At 72.8% G+C, this 24057-nt stretch carries 25 protein-coding genes and 1 other RNA gene; 8 read left to right on the top strand and 18 right to left on the bottom strand.

Features of this window, described 5'->3' with window-relative positions; all coding sequences use genetic code 11:
* Positions 1–74: 74 nt before the first annotated feature.
* A complete protein-coding gene (locus tag ACTSKS_RS00565; RefSeq protein ID WP_141842604.1) occupies positions 75–1556 on the bottom strand; it encodes a GuaB1 family IMP dehydrogenase-related protein in 1482 nt (493 codons plus the stop codon).
* A gap of 200 nt (positions 1557–1756) precedes the next feature.
* Here ACTSKS_RS00565 and ACTSKS_RS00560 point away from each other — a divergent pair, with 200 nt between their 5' ends.
* From ACTSKS_RS00560 to ACTSKS_RS00550, 3 genes are all read left to right on the top strand, one after another.
* Positions 1757–5485, top strand: a complete 3729-nt coding sequence (locus ACTSKS_RS00560) for a multifunctional oxoglutarate decarboxylase/oxoglutarate dehydrogenase thiamine pyrophosphate-binding subunit/dihydrolipoyllysine-residue succinyltransferase subunit (protein WP_135040049.1) — start codon at positions 1757–1759, stop codon at positions 5483–5485.
* 76 nt (positions 5486–5561) lie between these two features.
* On the top strand, positions 5562–6167 hold the full coding sequence (locus tag ACTSKS_RS00555) for a GDSL-type esterase/lipase family protein (RefSeq protein WP_041104309.1): 606 nt from the start codon (positions 5562–5564) through the stop codon (positions 6165–6167).
* A 44-nt stretch (positions 6168–6211) separates the two neighbouring features.
* Entirely contained in the window at positions 6212–6286 is a 75-nt protein-coding gene (locus tag ACTSKS_RS00550) for a 50S ribosomal protein bL37 (protein ID WP_095346645.1), read from the top strand.
* A 136-nt stretch (positions 6287–6422) separates the two neighbouring features.
* Here the strand turns inward: ACTSKS_RS00550 and rsrA are convergent, their stop codons facing one another.
* Positions 6423–6701, bottom strand: coding sequence for a mycothiol system anti-sigma-R factor (gene rsrA / locus ACTSKS_RS00545; RefSeq protein ID WP_036381745.1), 279 nt, complete (start codon positions 6699–6701; stop codon positions 6423–6425).
* Positions 6698–7414, bottom strand: a complete 717-nt coding sequence (locus ACTSKS_RS00540; protein ID WP_036314006.1) for a sigma-70 family RNA polymerase sigma factor — start codon at positions 7412–7414, stop codon at positions 6698–6700. Before ACTSKS_RS00540 ends, rsrA begins: the two co-directional genes overlap by 4 nt.
* A 200-nt stretch (positions 7415–7614) precedes the next feature.
* Between ACTSKS_RS00540 and aroA the strand changes: the two genes are divergently transcribed.
* From aroA to ACTSKS_RS00515, 5 genes are all read left to right on the top strand, one after another.
* The gene (gene aroA / locus ACTSKS_RS00535; protein ID WP_135019364.1) at positions 7615–9045 is read left to right on the top strand and encodes a 3-phosphoshikimate 1-carboxyvinyltransferase; all 1431 of its coding nucleotides are present in this window, start codon (positions 7615–7617) and stop codon (positions 9043–9045) included.
* Entirely contained in the window at positions 9045–10145 is a 1101-nt protein-coding gene (gene rsgA, locus ACTSKS_RS00530) for a ribosome small subunit-dependent GTPase A (RefSeq protein ID WP_044659234.1), read from the top strand. The genes aroA and rsgA overlap by 1 nt, the downstream gene beginning before the upstream one ends.
* 29 nt (positions 10146–10174) lie before the next feature.
* Positions 10175–11014, top strand: a complete 840-nt coding sequence (gene hisN / locus ACTSKS_RS00525; protein ID WP_036334996.1) for a histidinol-phosphatase — start codon at positions 10175–10177, stop codon at positions 11012–11014.
* Positions 11015–11091: 77 nt separating this feature from the next.
* On the top strand, positions 11092–11577 hold the full coding sequence (locus ACTSKS_RS00520; protein ID WP_061867906.1) for a FluC/FEX family fluoride channel: 486 nt from the start codon (positions 11092–11094) through the stop codon (positions 11575–11577).
* Complete coding sequence (locus tag ACTSKS_RS00515) at positions 11574–12020, top strand: CrcB family protein (protein ID WP_036381759.1); 447 nt, start codon at positions 11574–11576, stop codon at positions 12018–12020. The genes ACTSKS_RS00520 and ACTSKS_RS00515 overlap by 4 nt, the downstream gene beginning before the upstream one ends.
* Before the next feature lie 80 nt (positions 12021–12100).
* Here the strand turns inward: ACTSKS_RS00515 and ssrA are convergent.
* The 15 genes from ssrA to ACTSKS_RS00440 form a co-directional block, all read right to left on the bottom strand.
* Positions 12101–12472, bottom strand: a transfer-messenger RNA (tmRNA) gene (gene ssrA / locus ACTSKS_RS00510).
* A gap of 135 nt (positions 12473–12607) precedes the next feature.
* Entirely contained in the window at positions 12608–13123 is a 516-nt protein-coding gene (gene smpB / locus ACTSKS_RS00505; RefSeq protein WP_044659238.1) for an SsrA-binding protein SmpB, read from the bottom strand.
* Positions 13124–13252: 129 nt separating this feature from the next.
* Entirely contained in the window at positions 13253–13918 is a 666-nt protein-coding gene (locus tag ACTSKS_RS00500; RefSeq protein WP_036381762.1) for a CoA transferase subunit B, read from the bottom strand.
* Positions 13915–14724 carry a CoA transferase subunit A gene (locus tag ACTSKS_RS00495; protein WP_041104295.1) on the bottom strand — a complete coding sequence of 270 codons (810 nt, stop codon included), beginning with the start codon at positions 14722–14724 and terminating at the stop codon, positions 13915–13917. The genes ACTSKS_RS00500 and ACTSKS_RS00495 overlap by 4 nt, the downstream gene beginning before the upstream one ends.
* 31 nt (positions 14725–14755) lie before the next feature.
* On the bottom strand, positions 14756–15964 hold the full coding sequence (locus ACTSKS_RS00490; RefSeq protein WP_041104293.1) for an acetyl-CoA C-acetyltransferase: 1209 nt from the start codon (positions 15962–15964) through the stop codon (positions 14756–14758).
* 190 nt (positions 15965–16154) lie between these two features.
* Entirely contained in the window at positions 16155–17222 is a 1068-nt protein-coding gene (locus ACTSKS_RS00485) for a 2,3-butanediol dehydrogenase (protein ID WP_041104337.1), read from the bottom strand.
* A gap of 217 nt (positions 17223–17439) precedes the next feature.
* Positions 17440–18561 (bottom strand): peptide chain release factor 2, encoded by a 1122-nt coding sequence (gene prfB, locus ACTSKS_RS00480; RefSeq protein ID WP_012750800.1) that lies wholly within the window; start codon positions 18559–18561, stop codon positions 17440–17442.
* Positions 18562–18573: 12 nt separating this feature from the next.
* Positions 18574–19308, bottom strand: a complete 735-nt coding sequence (locus tag ACTSKS_RS00475) for an alpha/beta fold hydrolase (RefSeq protein ID WP_049147203.1) — start codon at positions 19306–19308, stop codon at positions 18574–18576.
* Positions 19305–19763, bottom strand: coding sequence for a Tad domain-containing protein (locus ACTSKS_RS00470; RefSeq protein ID WP_036381775.1), 459 nt, complete (start codon positions 19761–19763; stop codon positions 19305–19307). The genes ACTSKS_RS00475 and ACTSKS_RS00470 overlap by 4 nt, the downstream gene beginning before the upstream one ends.
* Positions 19763–20191, bottom strand: coding sequence for a hypothetical protein (locus tag ACTSKS_RS00465; protein WP_036313982.1), 429 nt, complete (start codon positions 20189–20191; stop codon positions 19763–19765). The genes ACTSKS_RS00470 and ACTSKS_RS00465 overlap by 1 nt, the downstream gene beginning before the upstream one ends.
* Positions 20175–20603 carry a TadE/TadG family type IV pilus assembly protein gene (locus ACTSKS_RS00460; protein ID WP_036381779.1) on the bottom strand — a complete coding sequence of 143 codons (429 nt, stop codon included), beginning with the start codon at positions 20601–20603 and terminating at the stop codon, positions 20175–20177. Before ACTSKS_RS00460 ends, ACTSKS_RS00465 begins: the two co-directional genes overlap by 17 nt.
* 2 nt (positions 20604–20605) lie before the next feature.
* Complete coding sequence (locus ACTSKS_RS00455; RefSeq protein ID WP_010079078.1) at positions 20606–20812, bottom strand: hypothetical protein; 207 nt, start codon at positions 20810–20812, stop codon at positions 20606–20608.
* A gap of 87 nt (positions 20813–20899) precedes the next feature.
* Positions 20900–21841, bottom strand: coding sequence for a type II secretion system F family protein (locus tag ACTSKS_RS00450; RefSeq protein ID WP_442927225.1), 942 nt, complete (start codon positions 21839–21841; stop codon positions 20900–20902).
* A gap of 11 nt (positions 21842–21852) precedes the next feature.
* Positions 21853–22710, bottom strand: a complete 858-nt coding sequence (locus tag ACTSKS_RS00445; RefSeq protein WP_010079080.1) for a type II secretion system F family protein — start codon at positions 22708–22710, stop codon at positions 21853–21855.
* Entirely contained in the window at positions 22710–23936 is a 1227-nt protein-coding gene (locus ACTSKS_RS00440; protein WP_010079081.1) for a CpaF family protein, read from the bottom strand. Before ACTSKS_RS00440 ends, ACTSKS_RS00445 begins: the two co-directional genes overlap by 1 nt.
* Between the last annotated feature and the right edge of the window lie 121 nt (positions 23937–24057).

Genomic DNA, 24057 nt, shown 5'->3' with positions numbered 1-24057 from the left:
GTCAGGGTGATCCATAGTCCGCCCAGTATAGGGGCGTCAGGCCCCGGCGGAACGAGCAGGGGCATGCGGCCGCCTCACCACGACGAGGCGACCGGCCGGCCCTCCTCGTAGCCCGCCGCGGACTGCAGGCCGACGACGGCGCGCTCACGGAACTCCGCCAGGTCGTGGGCGCCGGCGTAGGTCAGCGACGAGCGCACACCGGACGTGATGGTGTCCAGCAGGTCCTCCACCGAGGGGCGGCGCGGGTCCACGTACATGCGCGAGGAGGAGATGCCCTCCTCGAACATCGCCTTGCGGGCCTTGGTGAAGGCGTCCTCGTGGCGGGTGCGGTGCTGGACCGCGCGGGCCGAGGCCATGCCGAAGCTCTCCTTGTACCGCCGACCGTCCGGACCGTGCACGAGGTCGCCCGGAGACTCGAGCGTCCCCGCGAACCACGAGCCGATCATCACCGAGCTGGCTCCGGCGGCCAGCGCGAGCGCCACGTCCCGCGGGTGCTTCACCCCGCCGTCCGCCCACACGCGTGCCCCGAGCTCGCGGGCCGCGGCGGCGCACTCCAGGACCGCCGAGAACTGCGGTCGGCCCACCGCGGTCTGCATGCGCGTGGTGCACATCGCGCCCGGGCCCACGCCCACCTTGACGATGTCCGCGCCCGCCGCGACCAGGTCCCGGACGCCGTCGCCGGAGACGACGTTGCCGGCCACCACGGGCACACCGGGGTCGAGGGCCCGCACGGCGGCGAGCGCATCCAGCATGGTCTGCTGATGACCGTGCGCGGTGTCCACGACGAGCACGTCGACGCCGGCCTCGACCAGGGCGGCGGCCTTCTCCCCCACCGCCCCGTTGATGCCGACGGCGGCGCCGACCCGGAGCCGTCCGCCGTCGTCGAGACCGGGCGTGAACAAGGACGAGCGCAGCAGGCCCGCCGCGGTGACGACCCCGCGCAGCACGGGGGCGGCGGTGCCCACCGCCGGGTCCACGACGGGGGCCATCTCCTGGTGCGCGGCGTGCAGGCGCTCGAAGGCCGCCCGCAGCGCGTCCTTGTCCGGGGCGCCGTCCGTGCCGCCGAGCTCGGCGAGCGTGAGGGTCACCACCGGAGGGTGCATGACGGAGGCGGCCGAGGTGAAGCGGTCCACGTCCTCGCAGTCCTGGGGGCGGACCACGCCGAGCAGCCCGCCGTGCGCGTCCACCACGCAGACGGCCCCGTGGTTGCGGCGGTCCACGAGGTGGAGCAGGTCCAGCACCGTGTCCTGCGGGCCGACGGTCAGGGCGGTGTCCGCCACGGGGTGGGCCGCCTTCACCCGACGCACGACGTCCCGGATCACGTCCGCCGGGATGTCCTGCGGCAGGATCCCGAGACCGCCGCGCCGGGCCATGGTCTCGACCATCCGGCGCCCGGTGACGGCGGTCATGTTGGCGGAGACCAGGGGGATGGTGGCGCCCGTGCCGTCATCCGGGGCGATGTCCACGTCCATGCGACTGGCGACGTCCGAGTGTGAGGGCACGAGGAAGACGTCGTTGTACGTCAGGTCGACGGCCGGGTCGGTGAGGAAGCGCATGGCGTCAGTCTCCCAGACGAGGCGGACGCCGTGAGGCCCCCGCGCGTCCGCCGGGAGCGGAGTCGAGCCGAGGCCGCGGCATTCCGACCGGGGGCGTCGAAGAACTATGATGTCTCGAGGCGTTCCCGGCCCCACGCGCGCCGCGCGGGTGGCCCGGCGCAGCACATCGCATCCCAAGGCTCAGGAAGAGGCGTTACACAGTGCCAGAACTCACGTCGGACCGGCTCGCACAGGAGTTCCCGGGGAACGAACGGCTGGTGGCCGAGATCTACCGGAAGTACCGCGAGGACTCCGGTTCCGTGGACCGGCAGTGGGCACAGATCTTCGCCCGTCTCGAGGCCAGCGCCCCCGCCGCCGAGGCCGAGCCGAAGGCCGCCGCCAAGACCGAGCCGAAGACCGCCGCCAAGGCCGAGCCGAAGGCCACCGCCAAGGTGACCGAGCCGAAGGCGGCGACCGCCCCGGCCCGGGGTGCGCAGCCCAAGGAGACCTCGGTCAGCACCGGCCCCAAGCCCAAGAAGACCCCGGCGGCCCAGGCCGTGCCCTCCGAGCCCGCCGACACCGCCACCACCGCGGACGAGAAGCAGGAGAAGGCCACCGTCCTCAAGGGCATGGCCAAGGCCGTGGCCACGAACATGGACGCCTCCCTATCCATGCCCACCGCCACCACCGTGCGCGACCTGCCGGCCAAGGTGCTGATCGACAACCGCGTGGTCATCAACAGCCACCTGGCCCGCACCCGCGGCGGCAAGGTCTCCTTCACCCACCTCATCGGCTACGCCGTGGTCCGCGCGCTCGCGGCCATGCCCTCGATGAACGTGACCTACGAGGAGCGCGACGGCAAGCCCACCATGGTGGAGCCGGCCCACGTGAACTTCGGCCTGGCCATCGACCTGCCCCGCCCGGACGGCACCCGCGCGCTCGTGGTCCCGAACGTGAAGGCCGCCGAGACCCTCGACTTCCGCGGCTTCTGGAAGGCGTACGACGACCTCGTCCAGCGCGCCCGCAAGAACAAGCTGACGATGGACGACTACGCCGGCACCACGGTCTCCCTGACCAACCCGGGCGGCATCGGCACCGTGCACTCGGTGCCCCGCCTGTCCCAGGGCCAGGCCGCCATCATCGGCGTCGGCGCGCTGACCTATCCGGCCGCCTTCCAGGGCGCCGCCGAGTCCACGCTGCACGACCTGGCGATCTCCAAGACGATCACCCTCACCTCCACGTACGACCACCGCGTGATCCAGGGCGCCGGCTCGGGCGAGTTCCTGAAGATCGTGCACGGCCTCCTGCTGGGCGAGGACGGCTTCTACGACGAGGTCTTCCACTCCCTGCGCATCCCCTACGAGCCCGTCCGCTGGGCCCAGGACGTGCAGGTGAACCCGGAGGAGCAGGTCGGCAAGGTCGCCCGCATCCAGCAGCTCATCCACGCATACCGGGACCGCGGCCACCTGCTGGCCAACGTGGACCCGCTCGAGTACTCGATGGCCTACCACCCGGACCTCGACATCCGCGAGCACGGGCTCACCCTGTGGGACCTGGACCGCGAGTGGCCCACCGGCGGCTTCGGCGGGGCGAGCAGCCTGACCCTGCGCAAGATCCTCGGCGTGCTGCGTGACGCGTACTGCCGCGCCATCGGCGTCGAGTACATGCACATCCAGGACCCGGCCGAGCGCGCCTGGTTGCAGGAGAAGCTCGAGCAGCCGTACGCCAAGCCCACCCGCGAGGAGCAGCTGCGCATCCTGGGCCGCCTCAACGCCGCGGAGGCGTTCGAGACGTTCCTGCAGACCAAGTACATCGGCCAGAAGCGCTTCTCCCTGGAGGGCGGCGAGTCCCTCATCCCGCTGCTGGACGGCATCCTCGGCGACGCCGCCGACGCCGGACTGGACGAGGTCGCCATCGGCATGGCGCACCGCGGTCGCCTGAACGTGCTCACCAACATCGCCGGCAAGACCTACAGCCAGGTCTTCCGCGAGTTCGAGGGGGCCACCCCGGGCGGCGCCTCGGGCTCGGGCGACGTGAAGTACCACATGGGCACCGAGGGCACCTTCGTGTCCGACGCCGGCAACAGCACCCGCGTGTATCTCGCCGCGAACCCCTCGCATCTGGAGGCTGTGGACCCGGTCCTCGAGGGCGTCGTGCGCGCCAAGCAGGACCGCCTCGATCTGGGTGGCCAGCGCCCGGACTCCTTCTCCGTGCTGCCGATCCTCGTGCACGGCGACGCGGCCTTCGCGGGCCAGGGCGTCGTGACCGAGGTCCTGCAGCTCTCGCAGCTGCCCGGCTACCGCACCGGCGGCACGATCCACGTGATCGTGAACAACCAGGTGGGCTTCACCACGCCGCCGACCCAGGCGCGCTCCGCGGTGTACTCCACCGACGTGGCCAAGACCATCCAGGCCCCGATCTTCCACGTCAACGGCGACGAGCCGGAGTCCGTGGTGCACGTGGCCCAGCTCGCCTTCGAGTACCGCCAGCGGTTCAACAAGGACGTCGTCATCGACCTCGTCTGCTACCGCCGCCGCGGCCACAACGAGGGCGACGACCCGTCGATGACGCAGCCGCGCATGTACAACCTCATCGAGCAGAAGCGCTCCACCCGCAAGCTGTACGTCGAGTCCCTCGTGGGCCGCGGCGACATCACGCAGGAGGAGGCGGACAGCGCCCTGAAGGACTACCAGCAGCAGCTGGAGCGGGTCTTCGCGGAGACCCACGAGGACGCGCCCACCTCCGGCGACGAGGGCCTCCGCCCGGCCGAGGACCGGGACGCGGCCCCGGAGGCGCCGGCGTCCACGGCCATCTCGGCCGAGACGCTGCGGGCCATCGGGCAGGCGCACATCGACGTGCCCGAGGGCTTTACGGTCCACCCCAAGCTCGCGGCCCTGCTCGAGCGCCGCGCCAAGATGGCCGTCGACGGCGGCATCGACTGGGGCTTCGCCGAGCTGGCGGCCTTCGGCTCGCTGCTCATGGAGGGCGTGCCGGTCCGCCTGGCGGGCCAGGACTCCCAGCGCGGCACCTTCACGCAGCGCCACTCGGTGTTCCACGACCGGATCACCGGCGACACGTGGGCGCCGCTGAGGCACCTCTCCGAGGACCAGGCGAAGTTCTGGGTCTACAACTCGCTGCTGTCCGAGTACGCCGCCCTCGGCTTCGAGTACGGCTACTCCGTGGAGCGCTCCGACGCCCTCGTGCTGTGGGAGGCCCAGTTCGGCGACTTCGTGAACGGCGCGCAGACGATCATCGACGAGTTCATCTCCTCGGCCGATCAGAAGTGGTCGCAGACCTCGTCCGTGGTCCTGCTCCTCCCCCACGGCTACGAGGGACAGGGGCCGGACCACTCCTCCGCCCGCATCGAGCGCTTCCTGCAGATGTGCGCCGAGGACAACATGCGCGTGGTCAACCCCTCCACGGGCGCGAACCACTTCCACCTGCTGCGCGAGCACGCCTACGCCCGCCCGCGTCGGCCCCTCATCGTGTTCACCCCGAAGCAGCTGCTGCGCCTCAAGGCCGCCGCGAACTCGGTGGAGGACTTCACCGAGGGCGGCTTCCAGCCGGTCATCCCGGACGCCGGGGTGGACGCCAAGGACGTCACGCGCGTGGTGCTGGTCTCCGGCCGGCTGTACTACGACCTGCTCGCCCGCCGCGAGAAGTCCGGTGACACGTCCACCGCGATCGTGCGGGTGGAGCAGCTCTACCCGCTGCCGCTCGACGAGATCCGCAAGGCGCTCCGCGCCTACCCGGTCGCCGACGTCACCTGGGTGCAGGACGAGCCCGCGAACCAGGGCCCGTGGCCGTTCATGGCACTGAACCTCGTGCCGCAGCTCGACGGCCCCGTGACCCTCGTGTCCCGCCCGGCCTCGGCCGCGACCTCCGCGGGCACCAAGGGCCGCCACGACCAGGAGCTCAGCACGCTGCTGGACGCCGCCTTCGGCCGCTGACCCGGACCGACCCTGCGCCGCCGCCGCACCCTCCGGTGCGGCGGCGGCGCCGGATCGGCCGACGAAAGGACACACTGTGCACAACCGCCGGATCCGGATCGCCGCCGTCGGCGACCAGCTGCTGGCCGGTGCGGGCGACGCCCGCGCCATCGGCTGGTGGGGCCGCGTGCTCGCCCGCACCCAGGCCCCCGACGTGGAGCTGGAGAACTACGTGCTGGCCGTGCCGCACGAGACCACCGAGGACCTCAACGAGCGCTGGTGGGGCGAGGCCTCGCGGCGCTTCTCCGAGGAGACGGAGAACCGCCTCGTCGTGGCCCTGTCCGACGCGGACCTGGACCTGGAGGCCACCTCGACCGCCCGCTCGCGGCTGAACCTGGCCAACGTCCTGGACACCGCCTCGCAGCGGAACATCCCGGTGCTCGTGGTGGGCCCCACGCCCACCCTGGACGAGCAGCGCAACGCCCGGCTCGCCGAGCTCAACGCCGCCTACCTGGATGTGGCCGACCGGCGCAACCACGTGTACGTGGACACGTTCACCCCGCTGGTGGGACACGAGCAGTGGCGCGCGGACCTCGCCTCCGGCCAGGGCCGGCCGGGCCAGGCGGGCCACGGGCTCATCGCGTGGCTCGTGCTGCACCGGGGCTGGTACCAGTGGCTCGGTCTGCCTGAGCCCACGGCCTGATGTGACAGAATGGACCACCGACCGACTCGTTGAAGGGAGACGTCATGAGCAAGCGTGCACGCAAGCGTCGCGACCGCCGCAGGAACGGCGCCAACCACGGCAAGCGTCCCAACGCCTGATCCGCTGATCGGCGTCGCGGACCGGCCGGGTGCCACCCGGCGACCGCAGACCACGAAGGGCCGTCCCCTCAGGGGACGGCCCTTCGTCATCGTCGGGGCGCCCGATCGGGTGCCCACGGGTCCGCATGTCGCGGTGTCAGCCCCAGGTGACGGTCGTCGTCGAGATCTGGGTGATGCGGGTCATGATGGTGGCCCGCAGCTGCGCGGGCGCCTTCTCCTGGCAGCACCGACGCACCGCCGAGCGGATGAGCTCCTCGAGCTCCTTCTGGTGCCGGCAGTCCGGACACTCCGCCACGTGGGCGCGCACCTGCTCGATGTCCTCGGGCGTCAGGGCGCCGTCCAGGTACTGGTACAGCCGCTCCAGGGAGGCGTCCTGGGCGTCGCGGCACTCATGGCCGTGCTGGTCCGCGGTCATCGCGTGGCCTCCTTCGTGCTCGTCTCGGTCTGCTTCGTGCCGCCGCGCCCGGTCTTCTTCTTCGGCTGGGCCTTGATGCCGCGCGCGGCCGCGTAGTCCGCGAGGCGCTCGCGCAGCTGCTTGCGGCCGCGGTGCAGCCGCGACATGACGGTGCCGATCGGCACGTCGAGGATCTCGGCGATCTCCTTGTAGGCGAAGCCCTCCACGTCCGCGAAGTAGACGGCGAGCCGGAACTCCTCCGGGATCGCCTGCAGGGCGTCCTTCACCTGGGAGTCGGGCAGCCGGTCGAGGGCCTCCGTCTCGGCCGAGCGCAGGCCACCGGAGGTGTGCTCGGCGGCCCGGGCCATCTGCCAGTCCTCCACCTCAGGGTTGTCCGCCTCGAGGGGCTGGCGCTGCCGCTTGCGGTAGAGGTTGATGTACGTGTTCGTGAGGATCCGGTAGAGCCAGGCCTTGAGGTTGGTGCCGGGCCGGTACTGGTGGAACGAGGAGTAGGCCTTCGTGTACGCCTCCTGGACCAGGTCCTCGGCGTCCTGCGGGTTGCGCGTCATGCGCAGCGCAGCGGAGTACAACTGGTCCACGAACTCGAGGGCGTCACGCTCGAACCGGGCACGGCGCTGCTGTTCGGACTCGGCGGCGACGTCGATGTCGGCGCGGTCGTGCTCGGGGGCGTCCTCGGGCCGGGCGAATTCCGGCCGGCTGTTGTCAGTGCTCATCGCGGGCCAGTCTACGGTCCGGGAGGGATGCGTCAGCAGGGCGGCGCTCATGCGGGGCTCCTCTCCGGCTGCGGTCCGCGGCGAGCGGGACCGGTGCGCCGACACGGGTACGGGGTCGTCCAGTGGAGCGCCAGGAGCGTTCCAGGTATTCCCCCGCGACAGGCCGACCCCGGCCGACAGCCGCCGGATAGGCTGGTCCGGTGACCCGCCCCACGCGTGCCGCCGCGCACTCCCCCGCCCCCCGTCCCGACGCCGCCGAGACCTGGCCCGCGCCCGTGGCGCGCGGCCCGGTGCGCGGAGAGGTGCGGCTGCCGGGATCGAAGTCGCTGACGAACCGGCATCTCGTGCTCGCCGCGCTCGCCGACGGTCCGTGCGTCCTGCACGGCGTCCTCGAGTCGCGGGACACGGCATTGATGCGCACGGCGCTCACAGCGCTCGGGGCCCGGTTCGAGCCCCTGTCCGACGGCGGACTGCGGGTGCATCCGATGCCGGTCGGCGCGCCGCTGGCCGGGGATGTCGCCGTGGACTGCGGACTGGCGGGGACGGTCATGCGCTTCGTCCCGTTCGTCGCCGCGCTGCGGCCCGGCCGGGTCCGCTTCGACGGCGACACCGGCGCGCGCCTGCGCCCGATGGCCCCGGTCCTGGACGCGCTGCGCCAGCTCGGGGTGGCCGTCGTCGAGGAGGGTGAGCCCGGTCGCCTGCCCTTCACGACGACGACCCGCGCGGACGCGGCCACGGTGGCCCCCGACGGCGACGTGCCGGAGGTCGCGGTCGACGCCTCCGGCTCCTCCCAGTTCCTGTCCGCCGCGCTGCTGGCGGCCGCGGGGATGCCGCGCGGTCTTCGGCTGCGGCACACCGGGGAGACCGTGCCGAGCCCGGAGCACGTCGCGATGACCGTCGGGGTGCTGCGCGCGCTCGAGGTGGACGTCGCCGAGACGGGCCCCGGGGCGTGGACCGTGGCCCCGGGGCGCATCCCGGGGCACGAGGCGACCGTCGAGCCGGACCTGTCCAACGCGGGCCCCTTCCTGGCCGCCGCCGTGGCCACGGGCGGCTCCGTGACGGTGCCGGACTGGCCGACCCGCACGACGCAGATCGGCGACCGCTGGCGGCGGATCCTGCCGCAGTTCGGGGCGAGCGTGGCGCTCACGGTCGACCGCACGGACCGCTCCCGCGGCCGCCTCACGGTGACCGGGGTGGTCCAGGACGACGGCACGCCCCGCATCACCGGCGCCGGTGAGATCGCGGACACGGCCGAGCTCGCCCCCACCGCGGCCGCGCTCGCCCTGCTGGCCTCCGGGCCCACCCGCCTGACGGGGATCGGCCATCTGCGGGGCCATGAGACGGACCGGCTCGCCGCGCTCACCGCCGAGGCCGCCCGCCTGGGGGTCACCGTGGACGAGGGAGAGACGACGCTCGGCTTCCCGGGCACGGACGCGTCGGGGCCGCTGTCGCCGGCCGCCCTCGAGACCTACCACGACCACCGGATGGCGACCTTCGCCGCCGTCGTCGGCCTGCGCGTGCCGGGGACCGGCATCGTGGACGTGGCGACCACCGCGAAGACGATGCCGGACTTCCCCGCACTGTGGACCGCGCTCGTGGCACCCGGCGACGCGGCCGAGGAGGCCCGCTGATGGCCCGGCGCCTCGATCCCTCGGCGTGGGACGAGTCCGATGTCCGGGTGCGCCCGTCCAAACGCGGCACCCGCCCGCGCACCAAGGAGCGGCCCAAGCACGAGGATGCGCAGGTCGGCATGGTCACCACGGTGGACCGCGGCCGGTACGCCGTGGTGCTGCCGGATCGCCTGGACGAGCGGATCACGGCGATGCGCGCCCGCGAGCTGCGCCGCACGCCGATCGCCACGGGCGACCGGGTGGCCGTCGTCGGGGACCTCTCCGGGGACGAGGGCACGCTCGCACGCATCGTCCGTGTCGAGGAGCGCAGCACGGTCCTGCGCCGGTCGGCGGACGACTCGGACGAGGTCGAGCGGGTGGTGGTGGCCAACGCCGACCTGCTGGTGATCATGGTGGCCGCGGCCAATCCGGAGCCCCGGACCGGCTTCATCGACCGCGCCCTGGTCGCCTGCTACGACGCCGGCATCCACCCGGTGCTGCTCATCACGAAGACCGACCTGCGTGATCCGGCCGCGCTGGTGGCGCACTACGAGGCCCTGGACCTGGAGGTGATGACCTCCGGTGCGGCGACCTTCGAGGCCGAGACCGGGGACACCGCCCTGGACGCCTCGCTCGTGGCCCGGGTGGCCGAGCGGCTGATCGGGCACACGAGCGCGTTCGTGGGGCCCTCCGGCGTCGGCAAGTCCACGCTGCTGAACGCGCTCACCGGCGCGGAACGGGCCACCGGCCACGTCAACGCCGTCACCGGCCGGGGCCGGCACACCTCCTCGTCCGCGCTCGCACTGCCGCTGACGGGCGACGACGGCGCCCCCCTGCCGGACACCTGGGTGGTGGACACCCCCGGCATCCGGTCCTTCGGGCTGGGCTGGGTCGAGCCGGACCGCGTGGTGGAGGCGTTCGACGACCTCGCCGGCGGGCTGGCGGACTGCCCGCGCGGCTGCACCCACACCGCCGACTCCCCCGGCTGCGGCCTGGACGCATGGGTGGCCGCGGGCCACGCCGGCCCCTCGGGAGCGGCACGCCTGGCCTCGCTGCGGCGTCTGCTCGGCAACCGGCTGGCCCCCTCGGGGGCGGAGGACGCGGCGTCGTCCGAGGACTGAGGCGGCCCGCGCGGTATAGCGTGGGCGGCATGGAGCGACCTGAGAACCCTGCGACCCGCGGCCGCGACCTCACGGAGGACCTGCGGCTGGCCCACATGCTGGCGGACAACGTGGACTCGATCACGATGTCCCGGTTCAAGGCCCAGGACCTCGAGGTCAGCACCAAGCCGGATCTCACCCCTGTCACGGATGCGGACCGCGCCGCCGAGGAGTCCATCCGCTCGACCCTGTCCCGTGCCCGGGCGCGCGACGGCATCGTGGGTGAGGAGTTCGGCGGATCTCTGAGCCGCTCCGGCCGGCAGTGGGTGGTCGACCCCATCGACGGCACCAAGAACTTCGTGCGCGGCGTGCCCGTGTGGGCCACCCTCATCGCGCTGCTGATCGACGGCGAGCCCGTCGTCGGCGTCGTCTCCGCCCCCGCCCTGCACCGTCGCTGGTGGGCCGCGGCCGGCCAGGGCGCCTTCGCGGGCACCTCGCTCACGCGTGCTCAGCGGATCACCGTGTCCGGCGTGGACCGGGTCGAGGACGCGTCGCTGTCCTTCTCCTCGATCGAGGGCTGGCGCGAACGCGGCTCGATCCGCGCGTTCCTGCAGCTCACCTCGGACGTGTGGCGCGTGCGCGGCTTCGGCGACTTCTGGTCCTACATGCTCGTCGCCGAGGGCGCCGTGGACATCGCGGCCGAGCCCGAGCTCGAGCTGCATGACATGGCCGCTCTGGTGCCGATCGTGCGCGAGGCCGGCGGCCGCTTCACCTCGCTGGACGGCGAGGACGGCCCGTTCGGCGGGCACGCGCTGGCCACGAACGGCCTGCTCCACGACGACGTCCTCGCCCGCCTGCGCACGGGTGACGAAACCGAGGACGGCGCCTGATGGCCGCGCGGGGGGAGCCGGCGGCCGACCGGAGGGGCGGGCGCGGGACAGATCGCCGGCCCCGCACTGCGGGTGCGGTGGCCCTCGGCGGTGCCGCGGGCGTGCTGTGCGGTGTGGGGGTGATGAACGCGGTGACCGCGCTGGCCGGGGCGCCGAACTTCCGCGGCGCGTTCGGCGGCGCGTTCGGGGTGGTCGACGTCCTCGTCCAGGCCCTGCCGCTGTTCGTGGTGAACGTGCTCGGCTCGTTCCTGCTCGGCCTGCTGTGGGCGGCCTCGCGACGCCGCGGGCCGGACTGGCGTCCACGCCTGGTGGCGGGGCTGGGAACCGGCTTCCTCGGTGCGTTCACCACCATCTCCAGCGCCGTCGCCCTGGCGCTGTGGCCGGTGCGGCTGGGCGCCGCGGCGTCCGGGGCGGGTGTCGTCCTCGCCGCGGCGGCCTCGGTGCTGCTGGTGCTCGCGCTGATGGCTGCACTCTCGACGGCGGCGGCCGTGCTCGGCCTGCACGCCGGGGGCGCCCCGGGGTCGCGCGTGGTCGGGACGGATCGTTCGGAGGAGGACGCATGAGCGGCGCGGGATACGAGGTCTTCGCTCTCTTCCAGGGGGCCCTCCTGGCCTGCCTCGCGGCGGGCGGGGCGCTCGGCGCCCTGGCGCGCGGGCGCCTGACCGACCGGCTCGGCCCCCGGGGTCTGCTCACCGCCAACACGACGGCGGCCCTGCTCCTCGGCGTCACCGTCGGCCTGGCCGTGCCGGAGCTGGTGTACGCGTCCGGGGGCTGGGGCGACGGGCAGGCGCTCATGCTCGTCGCGGCGGTGTCCGCCGTGGTGTCCGGGTTCTGCCTCGCCCTGGGGACGTGGTCCACCGTGGCCGCTGAGGCCGCCGACGCCGTGCTCGCCCGTCGATGGGGCGCGGCCGCCCGCCTGTGGGCCGCGCATCTGGGGCTGGGGCTGGTGGCCGTCGTCGTCGGCTGGGGCGCCGGCCTGGGGCTGCACACCGTCCTGGCCGGCTGAGGGACGGGCCGCCGCACACCGGGCGCGGACACGACGAAGGCCCCGGAATCGTGACGATTCCGGGGCCTTCCCGTGGTGGTGAGTGGAGCCGGCGGGAATTGAACCCGCGTCCGATGAGGTGTTGCCAGGTCTTCTCCGGGCGCAGTCTGCTGTGGGTGTTGCTCGGTCCTGGCCGTCCCGCAGACGGGCGGCCAACCCGGACCCAGCCGGATTGATGTCGGCGTCACGACCCCCGGCGAGGGTGACGCCCAGTGGCTATCTAGCTGACGCCACGATCCGAGGCGACAGCGACCTCGGGGTGACGGACTCGATCACTGATCAGGCAGCGAGAGCGAAGTCAGTGCGCTTGGATTCGGCACTTATTGGTTTGCAGAGAGCGTTTGACGAGATGACTCTGCATCCTCGGCCCGCTTCTCCCGACGCGACACACACCGTCGAAACCGATCGGCCCCATGGGGGCGACTCCTCTATGAGGTTGTCAATCACCACTGCAGGCGGAGGGCGCGAGGCCCGCCGGTCCTGAAACCGGCCCTGCGAGAGATACAACGTAGCACGCCCCCGAGGCATTCCCAAGGGGTCCACCGCGCTCAGGCCACGCCGGCGCGCCGGTTGCGCATCCGCATGGCCCGCTGGGCCTCGCGGTTGTCCTGCTGCTCGCGCAGCTTGTGCCGCTTGTCGTATTCGCGGTTGCCGCGCGCGACGCCGATCTCCACCTTCACGCGCCCGTTCAGGAAGTACAGGGACAGCGGCACGATGGTCAGGCCCGGATCCTGGATCTGGCGGGAGATCTTCGTCAGCTCGGCGCGGTGCAGCAGCAGCTTGCGGCGGCGGCGGGCGGCGTGGTTGGTCCACGAGCCGTTGAGGTACTCCGGGATGTAGACCTGCTCGAGCCACAGCTCGTCCCGGTAGAAGACCGCGAAGCCGTCCACGAGCGAGGCCTTGCCCTCGCGCAGCGACTTCACCTCGGTGCCGGTGAGCACCATGCCGGCCTCGTACGTGTCGAGGATGGTGTAGTCGTGGCGCGCCTTCTTGTTGTTGGCGATCACCTGGCGTTCGCCGGGGGCCGGCTGCTTGGCGGCCTTGCCCTTGCTGTTCTTGCCCATGGCCTCACGTCCTTCCAGCGTCCACGGCGACGGCCGCGCCCCGATCAGGGCGCGGCCGTCCAGTCTATCCCGTGCCGGCCCGATGCCCGCCGAGGCGGTGCGCCGGGGCCGCGGGGCGGCGTCGTCGGCTCAGTCCAGCGGCGCGCCGGTGAGCGCGCGGACCTGCTCCTCGGTGATGCCGGGCGCGGTCTCCACGAGCGCCAGGCGGGGCTGTTCCGGGGTGCCGACGACGTCGATCACGGCCAGGTCCGTGATGATGCGGTCGACGACGGCGCGGCCGGTCAGCGGCAGGGTGCACTGGTCGACGATCTTGGGGGTGCCGTCCTTGGACACGTGGTCCATCATGACGATCACGCGGCCGGCGCCGTGGACGAGGTCCATCGCACCGCCCATGCCCTTGACCATCTTGCCGGGCACCATCCAGTTGGCCAGGTCGCCCGCGGCGGAGACCTCCATGCCGCCCAGGACGGCGACGTCGATCTTGCCGCCGCGGATCATGCCGAAGCTCAGCGCGGAGTCGAAGAAGGACGCCCCCGGGTTCACGGTGACGGTCTCCTTGCCCGCGTTGATCAGGTCCGGGTCCACGGCGTCCTCCGTGGGGTACGGGCCCGTGCCGAGGATGCCGTTCTCGGACTGCAGCACCACGGACCGCCCGGCGGGGATGTGGTTGGGGATCAGCGTGGGCATGCCGATGCCGAGGTTGACGTAGGCGCCGTCCGGCAGCTCCTGCGCGGCGCGGGCCGCCATCTGGTCGCGGCTCAGGCCCCGGGGGCGCCCGGTGGTCTGCTCGCTCATGCCCGCCCCTCCCCCGACGCGCGCACGGTGCGCTTCTCGATCCGCTTCTCGATGTCCGTGCCGACCTCCACGATCCGGTGCACGAAGACACCGGGCAGGTGCACGTCATCCGGGTCGATCTCGCCGGGCTCGACGAGCTCCTCCACCTGCGCGATGCACACGCGGCCGGCCATGGCCGCGGGCGGGCCGAACTGGCGGGTGGCCTTGCGGAACACGAGGTTGCCGTGGCGGTCGCCCTTCCACGCGTGCACGAGGGAGAAGTCGGTGACGATGGAGCGTTCGAGCACATAGGTCTCGGGCTCGTCCGGGGTCTGGCTGAGGTAGCCCTCGCCGAGCACGAACGTGTCCGTGGGCTTGGCCTGCGAGGACTTCACCACGGTGCCGTCCGCGTCGTAGCGCATGGGCAGGCCGCCTTCGGCCACCTGGGTGCCGACGCCGGAGCGGGTGTAGAACGCCGGGATGCCGGCGCCGCCGGCGCGGAGCTTCTCCGCGAGGGTGCCCTGCGGGACGAGCTCCACCTCGAGCTCGCCCTTGAGGTACTGGCGGGCGAACTCCTTGTTCTCCCCCACATAGGAGGAGGTCATCTTCCGCAGCCGGCGCGCGCCGAGCAGGATGCCCAGGCCCCAGCCGTCCACGCCGCAGTTGTTGGAGACGACGGACAGGTCCGTGGCGCCCTGCTCGAGCAGGGCCTCGATGAGCTGCACGGGGTTGCCGGAGAGCCCGAAGCCGCCGACGGCCAGGGACGCGCCGTCCGGCACGTCCGCCACCGCCTCGGCGGGCGTGGCCACGGTCTTGTCGAGAGCCATGTCCGGGGTCCTTTCTGTCAGGGGCGGTCTGTCAGCGGAAGAGGATCAGGGCCTCGCCCTGGCCGCCGCCGCCGCAGAGCGAGACGGCCGCGCGGCCGCCGTCGCGCCGGTCGAGCTCGAGGGCGGCGTGCAGGGCCAGCCGGGCGCCGGAGGCGCCGATCGGGTGGCCCAGGGCGATGGCGCCGCCGTGGATGTTGGTCTTCTCGTGCGGGTAGCCGAGGTCGCGCAGGGACTGCACGGCCACCGCGCCGAACGCCTCGTTGATCTCGATGAAGTCAAGGTCGGCCACGTCCCAGCCCTGCTTCCGCACCGCCGCGGCGATCGCGTCCGAAGGCTGCGAGTGCAGCTGCGAGCTGTCCGGGCCGGCGGTCTGGCCGGGTGCGCCCACCGTGGCGAGGATCGTCAGGCCCTTCTCCTCGGCGAAGGCCCGCGAGGTCACCACGAGGGCGGCGGCGCCGTCGGACAGGGGCGAGGAGTTGCCGGCCGTGATGGTGCCGTCCTTCGCGAACGCCGGGCGCAGGGCGCCCAGCGACTCGGCGGTCGTGTCCGGGCGGACCCCTTCGTCCTGGGAGACGACCAGCGGGTCGCCCTTGCGCTGCGGGATCTCCACCGGGGCGATCTCGCCCTCGAAGACGCCCTCGGACTGGGCCCGGGCGGCCCGCTGGTGCGAGGCCGCGGCGACCTCGTCCTGCTCGGCGCGGGCGATGTTCCGCTCGCCGTTGCCGGACTCGGTCAGCTCGCCCATGGCCTCGTGGCTCAGGGAGTCGGTGAGGCCGTCCCACGCGACGGCGTCGAGCATGGTGGCCGGGCCGTACTTGAAGCCCTTGCGCGCGCCGGGCAGCAGGTGCGGGGCGTTGGTCATGGACTCCTGACCGCCGGCCACCACCACGTCCGCCTCGCCGAGGCGGATGAGACGGGCGGCGTCGATCACGGCGGTGAGGCCGGACAGGCACACCTTGTTGATCGTCATGGCCGGGACGTTCAACGGGATGCCCGCGGCGAGCGCGGACTGGCGGGCCGGGTTCTGGCCCGCGCCGGCCTGCACGACCTGGCCCATGTAGACCATGTCCACGTCCTCGGGGGCCACGCCGGCGCGCTCGAGCGCGTGCGTGATCGCGTGGGCGCCCAGGTCCACGGCGCGCAGGTCGGCCTGCTGCGAGAGCAGCCGGGTGAAGGGCGTGCGGGCACCGCCCACGATCACGGCATCGGTGGGCTGAGGCTGGGGCAGCTCGGCGGTCATGCGGTCCTCCTGGGACGTTCAACTCGGTTCATCACGATTCACTCAAATGCAGTCTATGACCCCGGTCACAGGCGCGCCAGGGAGCGACGCGTCTGTGACGGCGCGCCGCGGCACAGGGACCACGACGGCCCGCACCCGCAGCGCGCGGGTGCGGGCCGTCGTCGGGACGTCCGGGGATCGGGCCGGAGCCTCAGAGGCCCTGGCCGGTGGGCGAGACGAGGATCTTCACGGCCGTCTCGTTGTGGTGGATGAGGGTCTCGAAGCCCTGGTCGACCAGGTCGTCGAGGCCGATCTTGCCGGTGATGAACGGCGCGAGGTCCACGGCGCCGTCCTCGACCATGCGGATGGTGTCCGCGTGGTCGTTCGCGTACGCGATGGTGCCGCGCAGGTCGATCTCCTTCATCACCAGCTTGTGCAGGGCCACGGCGGGCTCGTGGCCCCAGATGGACTCGTTGACGATCACCCCGCCGGGACGCACCGCGTCCAGCAGCATGTCCAGCACCACGTCCACCGAGGTGCACTCGAAGCCCACGTCCGCGCCCTGGCCGTCGTGCAGCTCGCGGATCTTCGCGGGCACGTCCACCTCGCGGGGGTCGAATGCCTCGTCTACCACGCCGGCCTCGAGCACCTTCTGGCGGCGCAGCTCCGAGAGCTCGGAGACGTACACCGTCAGGCCCTTGCCCTTGAGCACGGCCGCCGTGAGCGCGCCGATGGGGCCGGCGCCACCGATCACTGCCACGCCCGACGTCGGAGAGCCGGCCCGCACCCACGCGTGGTGGGCCACGGAGAGCGGCTCGATGAGCGCGGCCTGGTCGAGAGGCACGGAGTCGGCCACCGGGTGGACCCAGCGGCGCTGCACCGCGATCTGCTCGGCCAGTCCGCCGCCGTCGCCGCCCAGGCCGATGAAGTTCATGTCCGGCGCGAGGTTGTAGTCCGGTCGGTCCCGGTCCTCCTCGCGCACGATGTACGGCTCCACGACGACCTTCTGGCCGACCTCGAGGTCCGTGACGCCCTCGCCCAGGGCGGCGACGGTGCCGGACATCTCGTGGCCGAGCGTGACGGGGGCGGCGTCGCCGGAGATCGGGTGCGGGTGCCCGGCCGGCGGGATGAAGATCGGGCCCTCGAGGTACTCGTGCAGGTCCGTGCCGCAGATGCCGCACCACGCGACGTCCACGAGGACCTGCCCCGGGCCGGCCGTGGGCGAGTCGATCTCCTCGATGCGGATGTCCTTCTTGCCGTGCCAACGGGCGGCGCGCATGGTCATGCTGGTCGACCTCCTGGGTGGGAATGGAGTCTGGTGCCGGACCGGCGCGCGGGGGCGCCTGCCCGGTGCTTCGAGCATCCCACCGGGCCGGTCTCCCGGGCCAGGCCCGAGGCCCCTGCGGGGGCTTGAACGGCGACGCCGGCCGGCGCCTCACTGCGGAGGTGCGGGCCGGCGTCGTGGTGGCCCGGGCGACGGGGCCGTGCCGCGGGGCTCAGTCCTCCTGGGCGGCCTTGACCTGCTCGGCGCGCCAGCGGATCCCGGCGTCCACGAAATCGTCGATGTGGCCGTCGAACACGGAGGAGGGGTTGCCCTCCTCGTGGCCCGTGCGCAGGTCCTTGACCATCTGGTACGGGTTCAGCACGTAGGAGCGCATCTGGTCGCCCCAGGACGCCTTGACGTCGCCGGCCATCTCCTTCTTCTTCGCGTCCTCCTCGGCCTTGCGCAGCAGCAGCAGGCGAGACTGGAGCACGCGCAGGGCGGCGGCACGGTTCTGGATCTGCGACTTCTCGTTCTGCATGGACACGACGATGCCGGTGGGCAGGTGCGTCATGCGGACGGCGGAGTCCGTGGTGTTCACGGACTGGCCGCCGGGGCCCGAGGAGCGGAACACGTCCACCTTGATCTCGGACTCGGGGATCTCGATGGAGTCGTCCGACTCGATCAGCGGCACCACCTCGACCGCCGCGAAGGACGTCTGGCGGCGGCCCTGGTTGTCGAAGGGGCTGATGCGCACGAGGCGGTGCGTGCCGGCCTCCACGGAGAGGGTGCCGAACGCGAAGGGCGCGTTGACCTCGAAGGTGACGGACTTCAGGCCGGCCTCCTCCGCGTAGGAGGTGTCCATGACCTTGGTGGACCAGCCGCGCTGCTCAGCCCAGCGCAGGTACATGCGCATGAGGGTCTCGGCGAAGTCGGCCGCGTCCACGCCGCCGGCGCCCGCGCGGATGGTCACGACGGCGTCGCGCTGGTCGTACTCGCCGCTGAGCAGCGTGACGACCTCGAGTTCCTCCAGGGCCTTGCGGATGGAGGTCAGCTCCTGGTTCGCGTCGTCGAGGAGGGAGGGCTCGTCCTCCTCCGCGGCGAGCTCGACCATGGTCTCCAGGTCCTCGATGCGGCTCTCCAGGGAGGTGATGCGCTTGAGGTCCGTCTGACGGTGGGAGAGCTTGGAGGTGACCTTCTGGGCCTCCTCCGGGTCGTCCCAGAGGTCCGGTGCGGAGGCCTGCTGCTCCAGTTCGGCGATGTCCGCCTTGATGCGGTCGAGGTCCGAGACCTGCTCGATGGAGGCCAGGGTGTGGCGCAGGGAGTCGATCTCCGCGGAGAAGTCAGTGTCAGCCATGATTCGGCCAGCCTACCGCGTGGGGTGGACGCCGGTCGTGTGCCAGCGGCGGATCGCCGCCGCGACGGCCTCGGGCTCCGTGACGTGCGGCCAGTGGCCCGTGCTGACATCGACGACGGTGGCGTGCTGCGTGACCGCGTCCAGGTCCCGTTGGTGGACGTCCCGGGTGCTGCGCACGTATAGCGTCGGGACGGTGATGCCGGCCCAGAGGGCACGGGTGTCCGCGGCGAGGACGGCGGCCCAGAGCTCGCGCATCGGATGGTCCGGCGTGGCGTCCAGGTCGGTCAGGATCCGCTCGCGCCACGGCTCCGGGACGAGGAGGTCCCGCGCGAGCGAGGCGCGGAGCACGCTCCGCCAGTCCGGGCGGGCGGCGAGGCGGGCCTTGGCCGCCCGGGCGGCCAGGGCGGTGTCCGTCACCGGGACGTTCGAGTCGATGACCACGAGGGCGCGGGGCCGCACCAGCCCGTCGGCGACGGCGCGCAGCGCGATGACCCCGCCCGTGCTGTGGCCGATCAGCAGCCCCGGCACGGGGCCGGCCTGCGCCGCCCAGGTGCGGGCGGCGTCGAGGACGGGGTCCGCATCGGTCGCCGGCCGTGCGGCCCGGGGGCGGCCCTGACCGCCGGCGTCCGTGCCCGGGTGGCCGGGCAGGGCGGGCGAGGCGGCGAGGTCGGCCACGGCGCCGAGGGCGTCAGCAAGGGGCTCGAAGTGGGCGGGCCGGCCACCGATGCCGTGGAGGAAGCGGATCACCGGGCCAGGCTAGTGCGACTGCTGCCCGTCGCCTCGAGGGGGACCGACAGGGGCAGTGTCCCCGCGAACGGGCCGGTCATGGCGAACAGATCGGCCCGGGCGTCGAGGGTGACGACGACGGTGGTGCCGTCGTCGGCCACGCGGGCGTTCATCCCGCCGAGCCCGGGCACGGCCTCCTGGGCACCGACGGCCGCGAGGTGTGCGCTGGCGGAGGCGGCGACGTCGTCGTCGGAGAGCACGACGCCCGGGTCCTCCCCCAGCCGGAAGCCGAGCTCCTCTGCCCCGGCGATGGCGGCCGAGTCCGCGAGCGACTGCAGGCGGCGGTGCTGCAACTGCACGGTGGTGACCGCGAGCATGACCAGCATGAGGGCCACGAGCACGGCGCACAGGCCGACGGTGAGGACGGTGGTCTGCCCGTCGTCGTGACCCAGGCGAGCGGTGAGGCGGCGGCGCATCAGAACCTCGGCACAGTCTGCCGGGCGTCGGAACCCACCGTCACGGGGGTCAGCGACCACGCTGCCGGCGTGAGAGGGACGGGCACCCCCACGTCCACCCGCACGGCGACGACCTCGCCCGGTTCGAGCGTGCCACAGCCGCCCTGATCGCAGCCGACGGTCAGGTCGTACTGGCCGGCGCCCACGCCGTAGTCGGCCAGCGTGAGCTCGACGGTGGCGTGGGCGGCGCCTGCGCTGGGGTGATCAGCCTCGGCGACCACGGCCTTGACGGCCTGGTCAGCGGCGGCGACCGAGGCGAACGCCGCGGCCTGGACCTGGGAGACGTAGATCATCAGGTACACCACGGGGATCAACAGGACGAGGGTGAGGCCCAGGAATTCGACCGTGGCCGCTCCCCGCTCGTCGCGGACGTCATTGACGGAACGCATGACCGCTCACCTCCACGGGGATCGGGCCCGGCAGGAACCCCAGGCCGGGCAGCGAGCTCGAGACCGTGACGCGCAGGACCGGGACCCCGTCCTGGCTGGTGAGCTCCGCGGCGACGTCGGCCCCGGACTGGCCGGGCACGCCGGCCGAGAGCAGCTCCCGAGCCCGCTGGACGCCGTCCTCGGGGCTCCGGTCCGCGAGCGCCCCGTACCGGGCGCCGGCGGAGGCGGCGTCGATCATCACGTTGCGCGTGTGGATCACGACGCCGGCCTGGAGCAGCGCCGCGAAGAGCAGGACGACCAGGGTCATCACCATGGTGGACTCGGCCACCGCGGCGCCCCGGTCGTCCCGCCAGCGGACACCCGTGTGGCCGCCACGGGGCGCCTGCGCGCCGTGGGCAGCACCCCGGGGCATGCTCAGCCGCCCTGGGACACCTGGGAGATGGCCTGGTTGAACAGTCCCTGGAGCGCCGGCAGGGCGAGGGCCAGCAGGCCGGCCACGAGCACGGCGGACATGAGGGTGATCATCACCCAGCCGGGGACGTCGCCGCGCTCGTCGCGGACGTCGTCGTGGATGAGGGCGCGCAGGGCGGCCAGGACGGTGATGGCGTGGTGGTGGAGCATGGTCCCCTCCTCGGGTGGCCGGCCGCCCGTGCGGCCGGAGTGGATGGTGATCGTGGGTGGATGGATGGACTATTCAGTTGTGGGTCTTCAGAACCCCAGGCGCATCAGGGAGATGCCGGGGAAGACGGCGAAGATCACCGTGAGCGGGAGGATGCCGAACACGAGGGGCACCATCATCTGTATCTCCTTCCGGCCGGCGGCCTCCATGAGCTCGCGGCGACCCATCTCACGCACGTCCTGGGCCTGCGCGCGCAGGACGTCGGCGAGGGGCGTGCCGCGGTCGAGCGCGATGAGCACGCCCCCGATGAACCGTTCGACGGGGGCCAGCTGCACGCGCCGTCCCATGGCCTTGAGCGCCGCGGACAGCGACGCCCCGGCACGCATGTCGGCGAGCGTGGTGCGGAACTCGCCGGCCAGCTCCCCGCGCGCCGTCCCCGCGATGCGTTCGAGCGCTCCGGCGGCGCTCTCCCCCGCGCCCACCGAGAGCGCGAACAGCTCGGCCACGGACGGGAACTCGGAGAGGATGGCCTCGCGCCGCCGTCGCACCCGCAGGGAGAGCAGCTGCTCCCGGAGCAGGAACCCGGCCATGCCGCCGGCGATCACGAGGGCGACCCCCGTGATCACCGGCACGCGGCCCGTGACGGTGAGGCTGAGCGCGAGGACGGCCGCCACGGCGGCCCCCGCGGCTCCGCTCAGGACCTGCTGGGCACGGAAGTCCGTCGACGTGACCGCGAGCCCCGCGGCGGCCAGCTTGCGGTCGAGCGCCACCCCGCCCGGGGAGATGCGCTGGACCCAGCCGACTCCGGCCTGCACCACGGGATCGAGGATGCGTCCCCACGCTCCCCAGGGTGAGGCGCCCGCACGTTCCTCCTCGAGGAGGCGGGAGGCCGGGATGTGGTGGCGCAGCTGCGGTTCGACCCGTTGCTCGAGGCTGGGGCGCCAGCCCACCGGCTGGGTGACCAGGATGAGGAGCAGTCCCGCCCCGAGGGTGAGGCCCAGGAGCGCGGCCCAGATCAGCGCGGCCCAGATCAGCGCGGACGTCATGCGAACACCCGCTTCTCCCGGGGCAGCGCGCCGATGCGGAGCATGACGCGGTAGCAGACGACGGAGGCCACCATGCCGGCGAGGAGCACGGCCCCGCCGGCGGCGGACCGGTAGGCCGCGACCGCGGCGGGCTGGGTCCCCAGCAGCAGGAGCACGAGCCACGGGGCGCACACCGCCAACCGGGCCGCGTTCACGGTCCACGACTGCCGGGCCTCGAGCTCGGCGCGGATGCGGGCGTCCTGCCGGAGGAACTCGGAGAGGGTCTGCAGCAGACGGCCGATGTCGGCGCCGCCGACCTCGCGGGTCAGGCGCAGCGAGACCACCAGGCGGTCCGCGACGGGGTCGGCCATCCGGGCCTTGAGCCGGTCCAGTGCGTCCACGAAGCGGGCTCCGGCCCGGTAGTCCCGGGCGAACTGCTGGAACGGCTCGCGCAGCCCCTCCGGCCCGGTCTCCCCGAGCTGGATGAGCGCCTCCGGGAGAGTCAGGCCCGCGCGGATGGCCGACCGGGCGTGGTCGATCGCGTCCGGCCACAGCTCGCGCAGTGCCGTGGACCGCCGGCGGGCCTGCCAGGACAACAGCAGCCAGGGCACGGCCGCGCCGAAGACGGCGAAGCACGCGGCGATGGTCCACGTACTGGTCAGCGACAGGACGAGCAGCCCGACCACGAGACCGCCGACGGCCATGGCGGACACGACGCCGGCCGGGCTGAGACGCTGGATGCCGGACTGGGCGATCAGCACACGCAGGCGCGAGTCGGGGCGGGCGGCCCCGGGTTTCTCCGTGGGAGGGGACCAGAGGGACCACCACAGCAGGAACAGGCCGCAGCCGAGCGCGAGCCCCAGCAGCGCGGCCATCAGCGCAGCCCCACCAGCTCGTGGACGTCCACGCCGCGACGGGCGAGCGCCTCGAACTCCAGGTTCGCACCCTCGTTGAGGCGCAGGTCGCCCTCGGCGTCACGCTGGAAGAGCGCCGACGTCTCGATGACCCCGCCCTCCACCCGTGAGCCGACGGTGAGGATCTCCCGCACCCGCCGGCGGCCCTGACGGTCGCGCTCGCAGTGCACGACGACGTCGATGCACGTGGCGACCGTCGGGACGACGAAGTCCCGGGAGATGTTCTCCCCGGCCAGCAGCGGCAGCGTGCAGAGCTTCGTGAGCGCGTCCGCGGCCGAGTTCGCGTGGATCGTGCACATGCCGGCCAGGCCGGAGTTCAGAGCGACGAGCATGTCCAGCGCCTCGGCCTCGCGCACCTCGCCGACGATCAGGCGGTCCGGGCGCATCCGCAGCGCCTCCTTGACGAGGCGACGCAGCGGGATCTCGCCGTGGCCCTCCAGGTTCGGCTGGCGGCACTGCAGCCCGACGACGTCGCGCACCGGGATCTGCAGCTCGAAGATCTCCTCCACGGTGATCACCCGCTCCCGCGGGCCGATGGCCGAAGCCAGGCAGTTGAGCAGGGTGGTCTTGCCCGCCTGGGTGGCCCCGCTGACGAGGATGTTCATGCCCGCGTCCACGGCCGCGTCCAGGAAGCGGGCCGCCGTCGGAGTGAGGGAACCGCCCCGGACGAGGTCGTCCAGCCGGCGCGCCCGGGCGATGAACTTCCGGATGTTCACGGCCCAGTGCCGCCGCGTGATGTCGGGGATGGCCACGTGCAGGCGCGAACCGTCTGGCAGGGCCGCGTCGACGAACGGCATCGACAGGTCCAGCCGCCGGCCCGAGGACTTCAACATGACTTCGACGAGGTCCTGCACCTCCTCCTCGGTCAGGACGATGCCCGTCAGCTCGGAGCGGCCGGACCGCGCGCAGTAGACGGCGTCCGGCGCGTTCAGCCAGATCTCCTCCACGGAGGGATCGTCCATGAGCCGCTGGAGCGGCCCGAGGCCCGCGATGCGGTCGAACAGGTCCTGCCGCGCCGCCACGGGATCCTCCAGGTCCGGCAGCGAGCTGACCATCGCGCGGGACTCGTAGTCCGCGGCCGCGTCCTGGATGAGCGTCAGGACCCGGGCGTGCTCACGCTGCGGGTCGATGCCCTGCCGCCGGACGATCTCCCGGATCTCGTCCTCGAGAATGCGCACCGCATCCATGTGTCCCTCCTGTGCCCGATTCGGCGCCATCCCCAGCGCCGCACATGTCTCGATCAGGAAGATACCCCGTTCCGTCGATGCGTGTGGTCCAGGACACCATGACTGTGGACAACGTGGCGGC

The organism is Micrococcus sp. TCR-5 (assembly GCF_052220525.1).
GTDB classification, from domain to species: domain Bacteria; phylum Actinomycetota; class Actinomycetes; order Actinomycetales; family Micrococcaceae; genus Micrococcus; species Micrococcus luteus.
Note: the sequence above shows the minus strand (reverse complement) of the source record. Positions and strands in the feature narration are given on the sequence as shown.